This window comes from Microbacterium sp. MYb62 (assembly GCF_002979475.1).
Classification (GTDB): domain Bacteria; phylum Actinomycetota; class Actinomycetes; order Actinomycetales; family Microbacteriaceae; genus Microbacterium.
In genome coordinates, this window is sequence record NZ_PCOY01000001.1 from 176,028 (window position 1) to 192,907 (window position 16,880).

A 16,880-nucleotide genomic window follows, 5' to 3' on the forward strand; every position below is an offset into this window, starting at 1 on the left:
AGGTCCGTTGCCGGGCTACTCGCTGACTGCGGCCTTCTTCTTCTCCGCACGCTTCTCGCGAGAGGAGGCGATCAGGCTCGCGACGGTCGCGATCGTCATCGAAGCCAGGATGACGCCGAGCGAGACCATGTTGCTGATGTCCGGCACCCACTCGACGTGCTCGCCGCCGTTGATGAACGGGAGCTCGTTGACATGCAGGGCGTGCAGGATCAGCTTGATGCCGATGAAGCCGAGGATGACGGCGATGCCGTAATGCAGATAGCGCAGGCGGTCCAGGAGGTCGCCCAGGAGGAAGTACAGCTGGCGCAGACCCATGAGCGCGAAGATGTTCGCCGCGAACACGAGGAAGCCGTTCGTCGTGATCTCGAAGATCGCGGGGATCGAGTCGATCGCGAAGATCAGGTCGGTCACGCCGATCGTGATGAAGACGATCACCATCGGCGTCCACATGCGCTTGCCGTCGACCGTGGTGCGGATCTTGGACCCGTCGTACGTCTCGCTGATGTCGACGCGGCGGCGGAGCTGCCGCACGATGAAGTTCTCGCGCTGCACCTCGCCCTCGTGGTCGCCGTCCGGCATGGCCTGACGGATCGCCGTCCAGATCAGGAACGCGCCGAAGATGTAGAAGATCGGCGAGAAGTTCTCGACGATCGCGACGCCGGCGAGGATGAAGAGGCCGCGCAGGATGAGCGCGATGATGATGCCGACCATGAGCACCTGCTGCTGCAGACGCCGCGGCACCGCGAACTGGGCCATGATCAGGACGAAGACGAACAGGTTGTCGATCGACAGGCTGTACTCCAGCGCCCAGCCGGTGATGAAGTCACCCGCGTTCTGCCAGCCTCCGACGTTGCCGAGCAGCACCGCGAACAACAGCGCGAGGCCGACGTAGAACACCACCCAGAGGGTGGATTCCTTGGTCGAGGGGATGTGCGGCCGCAGCCGGATGAGGAGCAGGTCGGCGATCAGGATGATCGTGAGGACGACCATCGAGGTGATCTCGAACCAGACGGGGATTTCCAAGGGCGCACTGCACCTTTCGCGGAGGGGTCGGGAATGAGTCGAAAGTCTCTCCCCCGCACACACGTGCGGCGCGCGCCCGGAGCAGCGATGACGGTGCTCGTGATGACGTTACGCGCGGATTCGGGATACTCCCTCTCGCCCGGGCAATGCTACCGGAGCCGTGGCACCGACGAGTAGCGACATGGTGAAATAGTCGGCGTGACTTCGACCTCTCCCCTCCAGAACCCCGAGCACGGCATCGCACCGCTCGAGGCCACTCCTCGCAATCCCTGGGCCCGCTCGATCGGATCACTGATCTTCGTCAGCCGCTGGCTGCAGGCTCCGCTCTACCTCGGACTCATCGTCGCTCAGGTCGTCTACGTCGTGGTCTTCATGGTGGAGCTGTGGCACCTGATCGCCGAAGACGTGTTCGGCGACATCACGCACATCGACGAAGCCACGATCATGCTGACGGTCCTCGGCCTGATCGACGTCGTCATGATCGCCAACCTGCTCATCATGGTGATCATCGGCGGATACGAGACTTTCGTCTCCCGCATCGACACGGACGGGCACCCCGACCAGCCCGAGTGGCTCTCGCACGTGAACGCGAACGTCCTCAAGGTGAAGCTCGCCATGGCGATCATCGGCATCTCGTCGATCCACCTCCTCAAGACCTTCATCGAAGTCGGCGGCATGGGCGAGGGCGGCATCAGCACCGACGGCGAGAAGTACACCCCGACCGGCGTGCTCTGGCAGGTCGTGATCCACTGCGTGTTCATCTTCTCCGCGCTCGCGCTCGCTTGGATCGACAAGATGTCGCAGAGCACGGCGAAGGCGGCACACGACGCCGCCCAGAGCCCCGCGCACGCGATCTGAGACGATGGGGCATCCATCGACACTTCCCTGGTGAGAGACACCGAACGGAAACAGGATGCCCCTGCAGACAAGTGATCAGAAATGGGCGGCGGCGGCCGCGGCCGGCGACGAGAACGCCTTCCGCGCGCTGTACCGCGCACACGTACGACCCGTGTACTGGATCGCGCAAGGGATCCTCGCCTCGCCGGCCGACGCCGAGGACGTGACGCAGGAGACCTTCGTCGTCGCCTGGCGGAAGCTCCCCGACCTCGAGCTGCGCGGCGAGTCGATCCTGCCCTGGCTGGCCACGATCTGCCGTTTCCACGCCGCCAACCGGCTTCGGCAGCGTCGGCGCGATCAGGCGCACACGGCCGAAGCCGTCGACGAGACCCTGCTCCCGGACACGGTCACCGTGGAGGAGCAGGTGATCACCGCGGAGCTGGCCGCGCGGATCGCGGCCGAGGTGGGCACACTGGGCGACCTGGACCGCGAGATCTTCCGTCTGTGCGCGTCCGAGGGCTATGCCTATCAGGCGGCGGCCGAAGAGCTCGGCGTGTCCCACGCCGTCGTGCGGAACCGTCTCTCCCGAGTGCGCACGCAGTTGCGCGGCGCCGTGAAGGAAGTGAGAGACGCATGAACGACCAGACCACCCGCGAGGAGCTGCCCACGCTGTCGGACGAGACGATCGCCCGCATCGAGGACGCGGTCTTCACCGAGATCGCCACCGAACGGGCCCCTGCACGTCCGGTCATGGCGAAGTCCCGTGCTCGCCGGCGACGCTGGCTCACCGGCGGAGGCATCGCCGCGGCATTCGTGATCGGCGTCCTCGTGACTCCGCCGATCCTCGGGGCCGTCGGCGGCTCCTCCTCGGTCACCGCCGAAGGCCTCAGCATGCCCGTCGACTCCGCCGCCGACTCCGCAGGCTCCTCCCCCGAGCGGCTCGTCGGTGTGACTCCGGAGTCGCTGCCCGACGGCGCCCTGAGCCCCGACCTGAACGGCGCGATGCTCCCGGGCACGGCGGTGTCCGACAACGGTCGCGAGATCATCGCGACCGCGCAGGCCACGGTGCAGGTGACGAGCATCCCCGACGCCGCGACCGCGATCGCGGCGCTCGCCGAGGAACATGGCGGCTACGTCGAGAGCACCGAGATCGGAAAGTCGATGGCGGTCGACGGCTCCGCCGAACCCGCCCCCGCCGATTCGGCGTACGGCTGGATCAGCATCCGCGTTCCTTCGGCGGATCTGCCCGAGGTGATCACCGCACTCGGCGACACCGGAGAGGTCCTGTCCTCCTCCACGTCGAAGCAGGACGTGACCTCCGTCGCGATCGATCTGCGGGCGCGGGTCGACTCCACGAAGGCATCGGTCGAGAGGCTCACGCAGCTCATGGCGCAGTCGGGCAGTGTCTCGGAGCTGATCGAGGCGGAAGTGGCTCTGACCGAGCGTCAGGCTCAGCTCGAGTCGTACGAGCAGCAGCTCGCCGCGCTCGACGATCAGGTCGCGATGTCTTCGCTCCAGGTGCAGTTGACCAGGTCGGGTGCGCCGACTGCCGCCGATCCCGCGGGCTTCGCCGATGGCCTGCTCGCCGGGTGGAACGGCCTCGTGGTGTCGCTGAACGCCCTGGTCATCGCCGCCGGGTTCCTCCTCCCCTGGCTCGCCATCGCCGGCATCGTCGTGCTGATCGTCTGGCTGATCCGCCGGACACGTCGAAACCGTCGCGCGGGGCGGGCACCGGCGGAGACCGAGGCCGAGGCCGAGATCTGAGGATCGTGGCACCCGACGGCCCGCTCCTGAGCACTCAGGAGCGGGTCGTTTCGTTGATTTTCCGGGGTATACAAGAAGTCTTGTCCATCTTCTCCGCGGCGATTAGCGTCGATTCCCGTGGAAGACATCTCTGTGATCACCGCCGTGCATCACCCCCTGCGTCGCCGGATCTACGACTACCTGCTGCTGTACGGCGCCTCGCAGGTCACGGCCATCGCACGCGCCCTCGACAGTCAGGTCGGCAGCATCAGCCACCACCTGCGGATGCTCGAACGGGCCGGTGTCGTGGAACGCGCACCCGACCCCGCCGGAGACAAGCGCACCAGCTGGTGGGCGGTCGCGCGCCGCGGACTGACCTGGTCGACCGACGACTACGCCGATTCCCCAGCCGACGCGCTGCTCGCGCGGGAGGCCCAGCGCCAGGGCATCCGGATGCAGATCGACCGGCTCCAACGATGGCATCGCCGCCGACATGATCCCGCCTATGCCGGGTACGACGGGTCCAACACCGAGACGACCGCCTGGGCTTCTCCCGACGAGCTGCGGGATCTCTCCGCACGGATCCTCGGAACGATCCGCGGGTGGCAGGACGGCATCGATCTCGAGGACGGTCAGGACCGTGTTCCCGTCTTCGTGTTCGCCCATGTCTTCCCCACGGAGCCGTGATGACCGCCGTCGGCGACCCCGTCGAACTCGTCGCGCCGCCGGGCTTCCGTCGAGATCGCCTCGTGCATGCCTGGATCGGCATCAAGGCGCTCTCCGATGCCGGTGACGCGCTGTGGACGATCGCACTCGCCTGGACAGCGGTGCAGATCGCCTCCCCGGCCGTCGCCGGACTGATCGTCGCGGCCGGCACCGTCCCCCGGGCCGCGATCCTGCTCTTCGGCGGTGTCATCGCCGATCGCGCAGATGCGCGGCGGGTCATGATCGTGTTCAACGTGCTGCGGGTCGGCGTCCTCGTCGCCGTCGCGATTTGGGTGCTGACGACGCCGCCCTCCGTCGCCATGCTCCTCTTCGCCGCGATCGCGTTCGGGGTGTGCGACGCGTTCTACGAGCCCTCAGCAGGGACGATCGCACGTCAACTGGTGCGAGCCTCCGATCTGCGGTCGTACGGCGCGGCCGCACAGACGGCGTCGCGCCTCGGGACGATGGGTGGGGCGGCGATCGGCGGCGTCATCGTCGCTCATACCGGTCTGGTCGGCAGCGCCTCGGTCAATGCGCTGACGTTCACCCTGGTCGTGGCCTTCATCGCGATCTGGCTGCGTCCGCGCTTCCGGCTCGCCCGCGCCGACAAGGAATCCGCCCTGCGCGGCATCGCGCGAGGGTTCGCCCACCTCTCCGCGAATCCGACCACGCGGACCCTCGTGATCGCGCTGTCGGGACTGAACCTCGCCGTCGGGCCCGCCGTCGGCATCGGGCTCGCCCTGCGCGCGCACGCCGAAGGGTGGGGTGCGCAGGCCGTCGGCCTGTTCGAGGCCCTCCTCGGTCTCGGAGCGGCCATCGGTGCGATCTCCGTCGCGAAGTGGCGACCACGGCACGAAGCGCGAGGCGGGTTCTGGGCACTCGTCCTCCAGGGTGCGGGGATCGTGGCGCTGGGGTTCGGGCCGGCGTGGACGGTCGCCGCGGCGGCCTTCGTGATCGGCGCCACCGCCGGCTACGCGTCGGTGCTGCTGAGCGCGACGTTCTCGGCCACTGTCGACACCGCCTACCTCGGGCGGATGGGGTCGCTCACGCGTCTGGGCGATGACTGCCTGATGCCGCTCGCGATGGCGGGGTTCGGCGCGCTCGCATCGGCCACGACCCTCTGGGTGCCGTTCACACTCTTCGGCGGGGCGATGATGGCGCTCATGATCCTGCCGTTGAGCAACCGGACCTTCCGAACGATGTCATTGCGCGCCGAGTCCTGATCGGGGTGCGCGCACGAGGAAGGTAGGGTCGTGTGCCATGAGCACCGCCACCGCCGATCCCACGCCTCGCACCGTGCCGGCAGGCCGCGATCTCACTCTCGACCTGGTGCGCGTCGCGTGCGTGCTGCTCGTGGTCTTCGTGCACGTCCTGTTCACCGGCGTGGGGCGAGAGGCCGACGGATCGCTGGTGATCGAGAAGACCGTCGAGGCTCAGCCGTGGTTCGCGGCCGCCTCTTGGATCGCGAACATCATGCCGCTGTTCTTCGTCGTCGGCGGCTACGCGGCGAGAGCCGGATGGCGCTCAGCCCTGGCCCGAGGAGAGAAGGCCGACGCCTTCGTGCGCATCCGACTGGCCCGTCTCGCCCGTCCCGCGCTCCCCCTCTTCCTGTTCTTCACGATCGCCCTCGGCGCGACGCGCCTCCTCGGTGTCGACCCTGCTCTCGTCGACACCGTGGCGATCGGCATCGGATCCCCCCTGTGGTTCCTCGCCGCCTACATGATCGCGCAGGCACTGGCCCCGACGATGATGCGGCTGCACGAGCGGTACGGCGCCTGGGTGCTGCTCGTGCTGTTCGCCGCCGCCCTGGCGGTCGATGCGTTTCGCTTCCTCTTCATCGGCGGGGTCCTCGGGATCGAGCCGGTCGTTCCCGGCGGATACGGCCTCGGACAGGAGCTCTTCGGCATTCCCAACATCCTGTTCGTGTGGCTGTTCGCTCAGCAGGTGGGATTCGTCCTCTACGACGGCTGGTTCGCACGCCGTGCGTGGTGGCAGCTCCTGTCGATGATCGCCGGCGGATACGCGGTGCTGTGGGGTCTCGTGTCTCTCGGCGGATACACGCAGAGCATGCTCGGCAACCAGTGGCCTCCGACGGCGACGATGGCGGTGCTCGCGGTCATCCAGGCGGCCGCGCTGACCCTTTTGCACAGCCCGCTGACCGCGCTCATGCGCACTCGCCCCGCCCAGGGCGCGGTGTTCGTCATCGGGTCGCGACTCATGACGATCTATCTCTGGCACCTGCCGGTGATCATGGTGCTCATCGGCATCGAGCTGCTCCTGCCACTCCCGTTGCCCGCACCGGGGAGCGCTGTGTGGTGGTGGACGCGGCCAGTGTTCTTCCTCGTGGTGCTGGCGACGGTGCTGCTGCTCTCGCTGTGGCTCGGCCGCTTCGAGAGGGTTCCGCCTCTCGGACTCCCCCGGCGCCCGTCACGCGCGGCCACGGCAGGGGCGGTGCTGCTGTTCGTCGTGCCGATCATCGCGATCACGACGTACGGGCTCGACTTCCCCCTGGCCGTGCTCGCGGCCGCCGGCACCGCCGCGGCGCTCTGGCTCACCCGCTCGACTGCGGCGTGAACCGGCCCGAAAAGCGAGAAAGCCCCCGGCGAACCGGAGGCTTTCTCTGTTGTGTGACCCCAGCGGGATTCGAACCCGCGTTACCGCCGTGAGAGGGCAGCGTACTAGGCCGCTATACGATGGGGCCGTCTGGCGAAACGTTTCCGTCGCGCGACAACCGTTCAAGTATGCCATGGCGATTCTCGCTGCGCCAAATCGACGCCGCCTCCCCTCGAATCCCGGGCGTGGCGCGAAGAATCCGTTTGCCGTGGGCGATCCGAAGGAGTTGACTCTCCTCATGCGCGTCACCAAGTTCGAACATGCCGCCCTCCGCCTCGATGCGAACGAGCAGACCCTTTTGATCGATCCGGGCTCCTTCACGGCGCCTGTGAACGATCTCCCCGCCCTGGTCGGCATCGTCATCACTCACGAGCACCCGGACCACTGGACCACCGATCACCTCGATCGCCTGCTTCGTGCGGCACCGGGCACGCCGATCTTCGCGCCGTCCGGAGTGGCGCGCGCCGCCGAGGGGTACGACATCACCGTGGTCTCCCCCGGCGAGACCGTCGAGGTCGGCGGATTCACGCTGCGATTCTTCGGGGGGACCCACGAAGTCATCCACTCCTCACTGCCGACCGTCGAGAACGTCGGCGTGCTCGTGAACGACGAGCTCTACTACCCCGGCGATTCCTATGCGGTTCCCGAGGGCGTGAAAGTCGGCACGCTCGCCGCACCGCTGGGAGCCCCCTGGCTGAAGATCGGCGAGGCGATGGACTACGTGCTCGCCGTCGCACCGCGTCGTGCCTTCGGCACCCACGACATGACCCTGTCGGTCATCGGCAAGAACATGCACCGGCAGCGCCTGCAATGGGCGACCGAACAGGGCGGCGGGGAGTTCTTCGTGCTGGAGCCCGGCGAAACCCTCGACCTCTGACGATGGCGGATTCTCCCGCCGCGGAGCACGTTCTCGACGAACGAGGCGTGCGCGAACTCGTCGGCACTGCCGCGCCGGAACTGGCGACGCTCGCGCTCAGCCGCTTCGCCGAAGGATGGGACAACGTCACCTGGCGCCTCGGCGCCGACCTCGCCGTGCGTGTCCCCCGCCGGAGCATCGCCGCCCCGCTCATCAGGAACGAACAGAGCGCACTGCCTCGGCTGGCTGCGGCACTGGCCGCCGAGGGCGTCCGCACGCCGCTGCCTGTCGTCGCAGGGTCTCCCACGGCCGACTTCCCGTGGCCCTGGTCGATCGTGCCGTGGCTCCCGGGTCGCCAGGCACTCGGTCTTCCTCGACGTGACAACTCCGGGTGGGCCGCGCAGCTCGCCTCGGCGCTCCTCGCCCTGCATCGAACCGCTCCCGACGACGCGCCGTCCAACCCCGCTCGCGGCGTACCCCTGGCGATGCGGGACGACAGCATCCGCCTCCGGCTCGCAGACCTTCCGAGCCGGATCGCCGACCCCCTCGGGACGATGTGGCGGTCCGGGCTCGACGTCGAGCCGTCGACGGAGAACGTGTGGATCCACGGCGACCTGCACCCCGGGAACATCCTGGTGGCCGGGGACCGTCTGTCGGCGCTGATCGACTTCGGCGACGTGACGGCCGGCGACCCGGCCTACGACCTCGCCGCCGGCTGGCTCGCCTTCGATATCGAGGGCCGCCACGTGTTCCGTCGCACCACCGGTGGAAGATACGACGACGCCACCTGGATCCGCGCCCGCGCCTGGGCGGCGGCGATCGCGGTCATCCTCTGCCATGCGAGCGATGATCGCGAGGACCTCCGCGCGCTCGGTCTCGACACCGCCGCCGAGCTGGTCAGCGAGGCAGAACTCCCCGCACCGTGAGATCGCGGCGCAGGTGATCGCGTTGCTCGATGACGAGTCGCCGGAGGGCGGCGGGCGCATCGGCGTTCTCTTCGAGCCAGGTGTCGACGGGGCCGAGCGAATCCATCGAAGGGAAGAACCCGAGAACGAGCCGCTTCGCGATCTCGATGCTCCGTTCGCCCCACACGGACCTGATCCTGTCGAAGTACTCATCGTCGAAGCCGGCGGTCAGATCTCGACGCCCTCCGGCGCGGAATCCACCGATCTCCGCGTCGAGATGATCGTTGCTGAGCGACAGGTCGTTCCACGCGGCGTCCCAGGCCGCACGACGCACGGCCGCGTCCGGGCGCGAGGCCCGCGCCCGCCGCGCCGCCGTGCGCCCGTCGCCGGTGTCATCGCGCACCTGCTCGGCATCGACATCCGCGACATCCGCGCGTGCGATCGTGACGAGAGCAGTCAGCAGTTGCCAGCGCAGATCGGGGTCGACGACGAGACCATCGGGGACATCGCCGTCGAGCAGAGCACGCACCTGCGCGTGATGACGGTCGTCGAATCCCGACGACGTCGCGAACGCCCGCGCCCACGACAGCTGAGCATCACTGCCGGCCTCGGCGCCCTGCAGAGCGGCCCACACCGCGTCGGTCCACCTCTGCTGCTCCTCATCGCGCTCTGCATCGCCGACGAAGTGGCGGATCGTGTAGACGGCGTTCGCGAGGACCCCCGCCAGCAGTCCGATGTTCGACTCCGCCGGCGCATGCGCCCGCACGATCGCGAGGTACCGTGCCGCGTCGAGCTCGCCGTCCCTGGTGGCGTTCCAGAGCGACGACCACACGAGCGCGCGCGCCAGCGGGTCCTCGATCGACGACAGTGACTCCTCGACGGTGCGGAGCGAACGCTCATCGAGGCGCGCCTTCACATACGTCAGATCGTCGTCGTTCAGAAGCAGCAGATCGGCGTCCGGCAGCTCCACCTCGGTCCGCTCGCCGATGACGTCCAGCTCCTGCTGCTCGCGCCGGACGATGCGACCGTCACGCCGCTCGTAGAGTCCGATGCGGAGGCGGTGCGGACGCGGATCCGTCTGCACCAGGAACTGCCGACCCTCACCATCCGTCTCCGTCCACAGCGTCGACACACCCGAGGTCTGCAGCCACGCCGACGACCAGTCGCTCATGTCGCGGCCGGAGACCGCGCTCAGCTGCACCAGGAAGTCGTCGAGCGTCGTGTTGCCGAACGCGTTGGCGGCGAAGTAGCGGCGTGCGCCTTCGAAGAACGCCTCATCCCCGACGAAGGCGACGAGTTGCTTGAGCACCGCCGCGCCCTTGGCGTAGGTGATCCCGTCGAAGTTCAGCTTCGCGGCTTCGAGGTCGGTGATGTCCGCCACGATCGGGTGCGTGGTCGGCAGCTGGTCCTGCTGGTAGGCCCAAGCCTTGCGGCTCGCGGCGAACTTGACCCAGGCGTCATGGAAACGCGTCGCCACCGCGGAGGCGTGCGCCCCCATGTAGTCCGCGAACGACTCCTTGAGCCACAGATCGTCCCACCACGTCATCGTGACGAGGTCGCCGAACCACATGTGCGCCATCTCGTGCAGGATCGTGTTGGCGCGCGCGGCACGCTGCGCGTCGGTCGCCGCCCCGCGCGAGAGATACGACTCCGTGAAGGTCACCAGACCCGGATTCTCCATCGCGCCGAGGTTGTACTCGGGCACGAAGATCTGGTCGTACTTGCCCCAGGGATACGGGTACGCGAACGCGTCGGTGAAGAAGTCGAGTCCCTGCCTCGTCACTTCGAGGATCTCGTCGGCCTCCAGGTGCGGTTCGAGGGACCGACGCACGAAGACCCCGAGCGCGATGCTCTGCTCGTCGCGCTGCCACTCGCCGTCCACGCGCGTGTAGGGACCCGCGGCGACCGCGGTGATGTAGCTCGAGATCGGAAGTGTCGGGGCGAATTCCACGCGCTGCACGCCGACACCGAGATCGGTGTGCGCAGCCGACTGGTTGGAGAGCACCTCCCACCCCGTCGGCGCATCGACGACGAACGTGTACGCCGCTTTCATGTCGGGCTGCTCGAAGCACGCCATCACACGCCGCGAGTCCGCAGGCTCGTACTGCGTGTACAGGTAGGTCTCGTCATCGACCGGGTCATGGAAGCGGTGCAGACCCTCGCCGGAGCGGCTGTACGCCCCCACGGCGTCGACACGGACGATGTTGGAGCCCCCGAGTCCGGAGAGCGAGATCCGCGCACCGTCGTAGACGACTTCCTGCTCGACGCCGTTCACCATGACCCGATGCACGTCTTCGCCGATGAAGTCGAGCCATGTCGTGTCGGTCGTGGCGTCGAACTCGAGCGTCGTCACGGTCGGGAAGCCGGTGCGGGCCCGCTCCGGCGCGCCGGTCAGGTCGAGCTCGACGCGGATGCGGTTCACGGTGATCGACGCGGATCGCGCGGCGGTCTCCTCGCGGGTGAGATTGGCGGTGTCCATGCATCCATCCTGTCATCCGGATGTCGGAGGGACTGCCCCACCCCGGTGTTCACGGCGTTGCCAGGCGGTGTCCGACCTCGCTGTAGAGCTGCACGGAGGCGCGAGCGAACGCGGCGGACGCCTCCGCTTCACCCCGTGCGGCGGCGATCGACGAGAGGATCGCATCGCTTCTGGCCACTTCCGCACGATCTCCTGTCGCCTCCGCGATGCTCCGCGCCTCCTGCGCATGCCGCTCCGCATCGTCGAGCCCGACGGGCGACGAGTCGGCGACGACGGCAGACACCAGGATCTCGGCCAGCGAGTTCGCGGCCTCTGTCGCGATGAGCGGAGATCCCGCCAGCTCCGCCTCGCGCAGAGCGCCCGCAGCGGATGTCGCCGCCCCGGTGAAGTCGCCGGCGCGACCGTCGATCCGGGCAGCGAGCAGGACGAGGTCCGCCGATGTCGCGAACTCGCCCGCGATCTGGAGCGTCTGCATCGCCGTCGCACACAGGTCACGCGCGCGCACGTCGTCGCCCCGCGCCTCCGCGACGAGCGCGAGCGTTCTCCGCACGAACGGCAGCGAGTCGACGCTCGATTCGTCCAGCAGACTGCGCAACTCCGCCTCCGCCTCGTCGAGATGCCCGATCGCGAGAAGGAGCAGCGGGCGATTGCCGCGCACCACGGCCACGTTGAGGTCATCTCCGGCGGCACGTGCCATCGCGAGCGCGACCGCGTAGCCGTCCAGCGCCTCCGGGTAACGGGCGAGGATGCGGAGGGTGTCGGCATGATTGCCGGTGGCGCGCCCTTCGACGATCCGGTCCCCCGCAGCTCGTGCCTGGCCGATCGCGCGCTGGTACGACTCGAGCGCCTCGTCGAGATGGCTCATCCAGCGCTGCACGTTGCCGATCTGGTTCCAGGTCCGCGCGAGCGACGAGCCCGTGGCGATGCGCCGGACCCGATGCAACGTGATCAGGGCCTCGTCCAATCGTCCGAGCTTCTCTGCGCAGTGTGCGATACCGAGGGCGATCTCCGGCACGAGGTCGAGCCCCTCGCCTCGGGCCGCCAGATCGTGCAGTCGCAGTGATTCCGCCCACAGCGACCACCGCGAGAGTGCGGGATGCGCCGCGAGCGCGAGGTGCTCGACCTCCGCGTCCAGCCCGTGCTCCCTGGCCGCCGCGGCGACCGCGAGCACCGTCGCGACCTCGCGTGCCGCGTAGTCGGGGTCGGCACCGATCATCGTCAGAACCGCCTCCGCCGACCGCGTGACGAAGCCCCGCCGCGCCGAGGAGGGTCGCAGCGATCTCGACCGCTCGGCCGCGAAGGCGTACACGGTGGCGTGCATCCGCACGCGTCCGTCTCGAAGCTCGATCAGGTGCCGCGCGTCGAGACGTCGCAGATCCGATGCGGCGTGCGCCCCGCCGGCTGCGAGGAGGACCTGCGCGTCCACCTCGCGGTCGAGCAGGGCGGCGTCGGCGAGCAGGTCTGCCTCTCCGCGGGACAGCGAGCGGGTGGCTGCCTCGAGCACCGGACGGATACGCGCATCACGGGGTTCGTGTTCGAACCGCGAGGCGAGGTCCTGGAACGACCACCCCTCGTGCTCGCGGACGATTCCCGCGAGCATGACGAGATCGAGCGGGAGGCCACCGCCGACCGCGACGATGCGTCGCAGCGCATCCGTGCGCAAGGTGACGTCGGTGCCGGACAACCGTGCGGACCCCTCCGCGGACAGCAGGTGCGTGAGGAGACGCTGCGCGTCGTCATCACCCATCGGAGGGACGACGATACGCGCGACGCGCAGATCCTTCGACGGCAGACGCTCCTCCAACCCCACCGGGTCCACGCGCGCGGTCACGATGAAGCGGACACCGGGGACGAGCAGGGCGGCGAGACGCCCGGCGTCGCCGGCATCCTCGATGATCACCGTGGTGTCACGGGCGGCCCCCTGCAGGCGCTCACGAAGTCGCGGGAGCTCATACGGAAGCGCGCGGACGCCGAGGCTGCCGAGCATCCGCCTCAGGATGTCGATCGGGTCGGCGGGCGGTCGGTCGGGCTCCGACTCGCGCAGATGCACGGTGAGCACGGGTTCGCAGCCCGCCAACGCCGAAGCCAGGGTCGTCTTCCCCGCGCCGGGGAGTCCGGTGAGGAGGAGCACGTCCGCATCGGGCGCGGCGGCGAGCAGAGCCTCCCTGCCGATCTCCGCGCCCGACGTGGGGCGAGGTGCGAGCGATACCTCGATGTGCACTCCCGACCTCTCGCCGTTGAGAGTGCGCGCAGCCTCGCGCCAGCCGTCCGCCCCCGTGTCGTCACCACCCAGGACCCGGACGATGTCGCCGACCAGACGATCGTCCACGCGCCGCCGCCCCGGACGGAAGCAGTCGTAGACCGTCACTTTCGGGGGCTCGATGCCGTCGCGCAGGCGCCCGATGCGACGGGCGATCTCGGCGTAGGACGGGGCGCCGGCCGCCATGCGCATGCGGCCCAGCCCGATGCAGAGCTCGTCGAGGGTGCGCGGGGCGGGCATGAGTCGAGCCTATGACAGGCCATCAGCGGTCGGAGCACTGTCGTTCGGGCTCGTTCGGAGTCGGGATGCCCGGCACCGGTCACGCCTAGGCTCGCTCGACGGAGAGGCCGCCCGTCCTCCCGGACAAGGAGAGAATCCCCATGACGACACGCACAGAGATCGCCGCGAAGCTCGACGACTTCGCGTTCCAGAAGGTGAACTTCGGCGGGTTCCTGATGAACAAGCGTGCCAAGCTCTCGCACGCGATGTGGACCCGCGCCTCCGAGAAGGGTGTCACCGAGCTGACGATCCTGGCCACCCGCGACTTCGGCGAGGGGAACGTGTACGACGTCGCCGCGTTCACGCTCGACGGCACCGTCCCGGCCGAGGTCGTCGCCGAGCTGCGGACAGAGGCCGAGTCGCTCGCAGACCGCATCAACCTCCGCGAACACGGCTACGTGTACACCTTCCTCGAGCCATGGGACGGCGGCGGCTCCATCTGGATCTCGAAGAAGCCGGAGTTCCGGGCTCTGAGCCGAGTGGACCAGGGCGTGTACGTCATCCCGATCCAGCGCCTCACCGGCCCCGGCGAGCCGCGCTGGCTCGCCTGGGCCCACGATGGCGGCCATCTGAACATCGCGATCGTCTACAAGCCCTGACGGTGCGCGGACCCTTCGACGACACGCCCGCCTCGCACGCGCAGCCGCGCGCGCGAGGTGGCGCGCTCCTCGCCGCCGCCTCCGCGACATCCCTCGCGATCGCCGCGTCCGTGGCCTTCTATGTCCTGCCCGTGGGCTTCGGCCTGCAGGGGGCGACGCTCCTGCTCGGCCAGCTGGGCGCGATGCTCGTGGGAGCGGTGCTCGTCGCCTCGTCCACGATCACGATCCGACGCCATCGTCGGCGCCGTGCTGCTCTCGCGGAGATCGCGACGGCGTTCGACTGGACATACCGCGCCGACATCGGCGATCGGGTCTGGGGCGGATCGATCGACGAACAGATCGACCGAGGGAGCCGCACGGCGCAGGACCATCTCGATGCCCTGCACGCCGACCTCCCGTTCGACAGTGTCGAACGGACCTTCGTGGTCGGCGACCGCGAAGGTGCGACGATGCACACCGTCCGCGCCGTCCGGATCCCGCTGCCGTCGGAGGCCCCGCGGATCACCCTCCGATCGCGGCGGGGCGGCGGTGCGCTGAGTGTGCTCCCGCGTCGACCGACCGGAAGATCGCAGCTCCGGTTGGAGGGTGACTTCAGCGATGTCTTCGAGGTATCGGTGCCCGCCGGATACGAGACCGATGCCCTCTACGTGCTCACTCCGGACCTGATGGCGATCCTTCTCGACGAGAGCGCCGAGCTCGATCTGGAGATCGTCGACAGCACGCTGCACGTGTACCTCCCGGCCGCCGATCTCACCGACCAGGCTGCGCTCCAAGGGTTCCTCACCGTCATCGCGGCTCTATACGACCGATTCGGACGCCGGACCCTCTTGTATCGCGACGAGGCAGCGGAGCCCCTGGATCCGGAGGCATACCGGCGGAGCGGCGACACGCTCGCCGCTCGGGCGCGGAAGGTCGACACCCGCGCCCGGTGGTGGCCGGTGATCACGGCCGTGGCCACACCGCTCGTCCCCATGGTCATCGCCGTCGTCTGGCTCCAGCTCTCCGGGTGACCTTCCGCGAGATCTCCGGGCCGCCGAGCAGGCGACGGATCGCCGTCTCCGGGGTGACCGACAGGTCGAGTGTCCGACCCCGCGCGTACTGCGTGAACACGCGGGGGTCGATGTAGCTTCCTCGAGCGACGGCCGTGGTGTTGCCGAGCGCCGTCGCCGCGGCCTGCACCGCGAGGCGCTCGGCCTGACTCCGCCGGCTGCGACTGTCGAGCTCGCCGATGCGTGCCAGCGCATCGGCGGCGATGATCGTGCCGTGAAGGGTGCGGAAGTCTTTCGCCGTGAACGACGCCCCCGTCACTTCCCGCAGATACGTGTTGACCTCCGCAGGGGTGATGCGCACCCGGCGACGGCCTCGGCGGTAGGCGAGGAGGAACGCTCCGGACTTCCCCGCGGCGAAGTCGGTCAGGGCCTCGGCGAGAGACTCGTCCGAGATGTCGATCGACGCCGTGCGCCCGCTCTTGGCCGGGAACGACAACGCCACCTCGCTGCCGCTCACACGCACGTCGCGCCGCCGAAGCGTGGTCAGGCCACGGCTGCCGTGTCGCACCAGGTATCGCTCCGAGCCGATGCGGAGCGCCGCGTCGTCGAGGAGCCGGAAGGCGATCGCGAGCGCCCGTTCCTTCGCCTGCCCCTCCTCTTTGAGGGCTCGGGTCACCTGCGCCCTGGCTCCGGGAAGTGCGGCAGCGAGGTCGAGGGCGCGCACGAACTTGCGACGGTCGCGGCTGACCCTCCACAGCGGGTGATACAGATACTGTTTGCGGCCTGCCCCGTCCACGCCCACCGCCTGGATGTGCGCGAGCGGGTCTGCGGCGATCCACACGTCGTTCCAGGCCGGCGGGATCACCAGATCATGGATCCGCTCCCGATCCGCCTCGGGCGCCGTCTCCCCCCTCGGATCGACGTAGCGGAACCCCGCCCCTGATCGCCGACGGCGGAAGCCCGGGTCCTCCCCCGGGACCACACGGATCAGTCTCGCCATCTCGCTGCCTCCTTCGATCTTCTGCGATCGAGGATGCCGAGTCGGGGGCATCTGCGATAGGGAGTGGCGTCGCGCGTATCGCCGTGCTATCCGCCCTCGCTGCTCCGGGAATGGGGCGCCGCGAAGGTGCTGCGCATGTGGTCGCTCGTCAGGAAGTCGGCGATGCCGATCATGATCAGGCTGAACACGATCTGCTCGGACACCATCCACAGCGGATACAGACCGGGGATGGCAGCCATCACGAGGGTGATGACCGGAAAGATCTGCGCGAAGAGGCGCAACCGCTGATACGCCCATCGCCATCCGCGCCGCGCCCGCCACGCGAAGTAGAACAACGTGGCGGTCATGGCGAGCACGACCAGGGTCCGCATCCATACCGCGAACGAGACCGACTCGCCGTCGACTGCCAGCACGAGGGCGACGATGACGGCCCCGACCCCGATCACGAGTTCGACGACCAGGAGCCAGAGGATCCAGACGAACGCGCGGACGGTCTTGGGGTGGGTACGGTCGGCCTCGCTGATCGCGACGCCGGCCTGCCGCCCGCCCGCGATCCGGTCGAGTCGGAGGAAGAGAGACTCCAGAGCCATGC

General features: G+C 68.8%; 15 protein-coding genes and 1 tRNA gene. 10 read left to right on the forward strand and 6 right to left on the reverse strand.

Annotated features, from left to right (window positions below; all coding sequences use genetic code 11):
- Nucleotides 1-15 precede the first annotated feature (15 nt).
- Nucleotides 16-1,023, reverse strand: coding sequence for a TerC/Alx family metal homeostasis membrane protein (locus tag CQ042_RS00890; protein ID WP_105668352.1), 1,008 nt, complete (start codon nt 1,021-1,023; stop codon nt 16-18).
- A 198-nt stretch (nt 1,024-1,221) separates the two neighbouring features.
- On the opposite strand from CQ042_RS00890, the gene CQ042_RS00895 reads away from it, so the two are divergent.
- The 6 genes from CQ042_RS00895 (at nt 1,222) to CQ042_RS00920 (ending at nt 6,882) form a co-directional block, all read left to right on the forward strand.
- On the forward strand, nt 1,222-1,881 hold the full coding sequence (locus tag CQ042_RS00895; RefSeq protein WP_258131898.1) for a TIGR00645 family protein: 660 nt from the start codon (nt 1,222-1,224) through the stop codon (nt 1,879-1,881).
- A gap of 55 nt (nt 1,882-1,936) precedes the next feature.
- On the forward strand, nt 1,937-2,497 hold the full coding sequence (locus CQ042_RS00900) for an RNA polymerase sigma factor (protein WP_105668353.1): 561 nt from the start codon (nt 1,937-1,939) through the stop codon (nt 2,495-2,497).
- Nucleotides 2,494-3,624, forward strand: coding sequence for a DUF4349 domain-containing protein (locus tag CQ042_RS00905; RefSeq protein WP_105668354.1), 1,131 nt, complete (start codon nt 2,494-2,496; stop codon nt 3,622-3,624). Before CQ042_RS00900 ends, CQ042_RS00905 begins: the two co-directional genes overlap by 4 nt.
- Before the next feature lie 117 nt (nt 3,625-3,741).
- Nucleotides 3,742-4,290 (forward strand): helix-turn-helix domain-containing protein, encoded by a 549-nt coding sequence (locus tag CQ042_RS00910; protein ID WP_105668355.1) that lies wholly within the window; start codon nt 3,742-3,744, stop codon nt 4,288-4,290.
- On the forward strand, nt 4,290-5,531 hold the full coding sequence (locus CQ042_RS00915) for an MFS transporter (RefSeq protein WP_105668356.1): 1,242 nt from the start codon (nt 4,290-4,292) through the stop codon (nt 5,529-5,531). Before CQ042_RS00910 ends, CQ042_RS00915 begins: the two co-directional genes overlap by 1 nt.
- A gap of 37 nt (nt 5,532-5,568) precedes the next feature.
- A complete protein-coding gene (locus CQ042_RS00920) occupies nt 5,569-6,882 on the forward strand; it encodes an acyltransferase (protein WP_105668357.1) in 1,314 nt (437 codons plus the stop codon).
- A 54-nt stretch (nt 6,883-6,936) separates the two neighbouring features.
- Here CQ042_RS00920 and CQ042_RS00925 read toward each other — a convergent pair.
- Nucleotides 6,937-7,009 (reverse strand) — tRNA-Glu (locus CQ042_RS00925).
- A 150-nt stretch (nt 7,010-7,159) separates the two neighbouring features.
- Here CQ042_RS00925 and CQ042_RS00930 point away from each other — a divergent pair.
- Both CQ042_RS00930 and CQ042_RS00935 read left to right on the forward strand, forming a co-directional pair.
- Nucleotides 7,160-7,798 carry an MBL fold metallo-hydrolase gene (locus tag CQ042_RS00930; protein ID WP_105668358.1) on the forward strand — a complete coding sequence of 213 codons (639 nt, stop codon included), beginning with the start codon at nt 7,160-7,162 and terminating at the stop codon, nt 7,796-7,798.
- A gap of 2 nt (nt 7,799-7,800) precedes the next feature.
- Complete coding sequence (locus tag CQ042_RS00935; protein ID WP_105668359.1) at nt 7,801-8,703, forward strand: phosphotransferase; 903 nt, start codon at nt 7,801-7,803, stop codon at nt 8,701-8,703.
- On the opposite strand, the gene pepN is transcribed toward CQ042_RS00935, so the two are convergent.
- On the reverse strand, nt 8,675-11,161 hold the full coding sequence (gene pepN / locus CQ042_RS00940; RefSeq protein ID WP_105668360.1) for an aminopeptidase N: 2,487 nt from the start codon (nt 11,159-11,161) through the stop codon (nt 8,675-8,677). The genes CQ042_RS00935 and pepN overlap by 29 nt on opposite strands.
- A 49-nt stretch (nt 11,162-11,210) precedes the next feature.
- Nucleotides 11,211-13,661 (reverse strand): tetratricopeptide repeat protein, encoded by a 2,451-nt coding sequence (locus CQ042_RS00945; protein WP_105668361.1) that lies wholly within the window; start codon nt 13,659-13,661, stop codon nt 11,211-11,213.
- A 140-nt stretch (nt 13,662-13,801) separates the two neighbouring features.
- Between CQ042_RS00945 and CQ042_RS00950 the strand changes: the two genes are divergently transcribed.
- Together CQ042_RS00950 and CQ042_RS00955 are read left to right on the forward strand one after the other, a co-directional pair.
- Nucleotides 13,802-14,299, forward strand: coding sequence for a hypothetical protein (locus CQ042_RS00950; RefSeq protein WP_105668362.1), 498 nt, complete (start codon nt 13,802-13,804; stop codon nt 14,297-14,299).
- A gap of 2 nt (nt 14,300-14,301) precedes the next feature.
- A complete protein-coding gene (locus tag CQ042_RS00955) occupies nt 14,302-15,309 on the forward strand; it encodes a hypothetical protein (RefSeq protein WP_105668363.1) in 1,008 nt (335 codons plus the stop codon).
- Here CQ042_RS00955 and CQ042_RS00960 read toward each other — a convergent pair.
- Nucleotides 15,275-16,288 (reverse strand): DNA topoisomerase IB, encoded by a 1,014-nt coding sequence (locus CQ042_RS00960; RefSeq protein ID WP_105668364.1) that lies wholly within the window; start codon nt 16,286-16,288, stop codon nt 15,275-15,277. The two genes, CQ042_RS00955 and CQ042_RS00960, sit on opposite strands and share 35 nt — an antisense overlap.
- A gap of 86 nt (nt 16,289-16,374) precedes the next feature.
- Nucleotides 16,375-16,878, reverse strand: coding sequence for a hypothetical protein (locus CQ042_RS00965; protein ID WP_105668365.1), 504 nt, complete (start codon nt 16,876-16,878; stop codon nt 16,375-16,377).
- Nucleotides 16,879-16,880 lie beyond the last annotated feature (2 nt).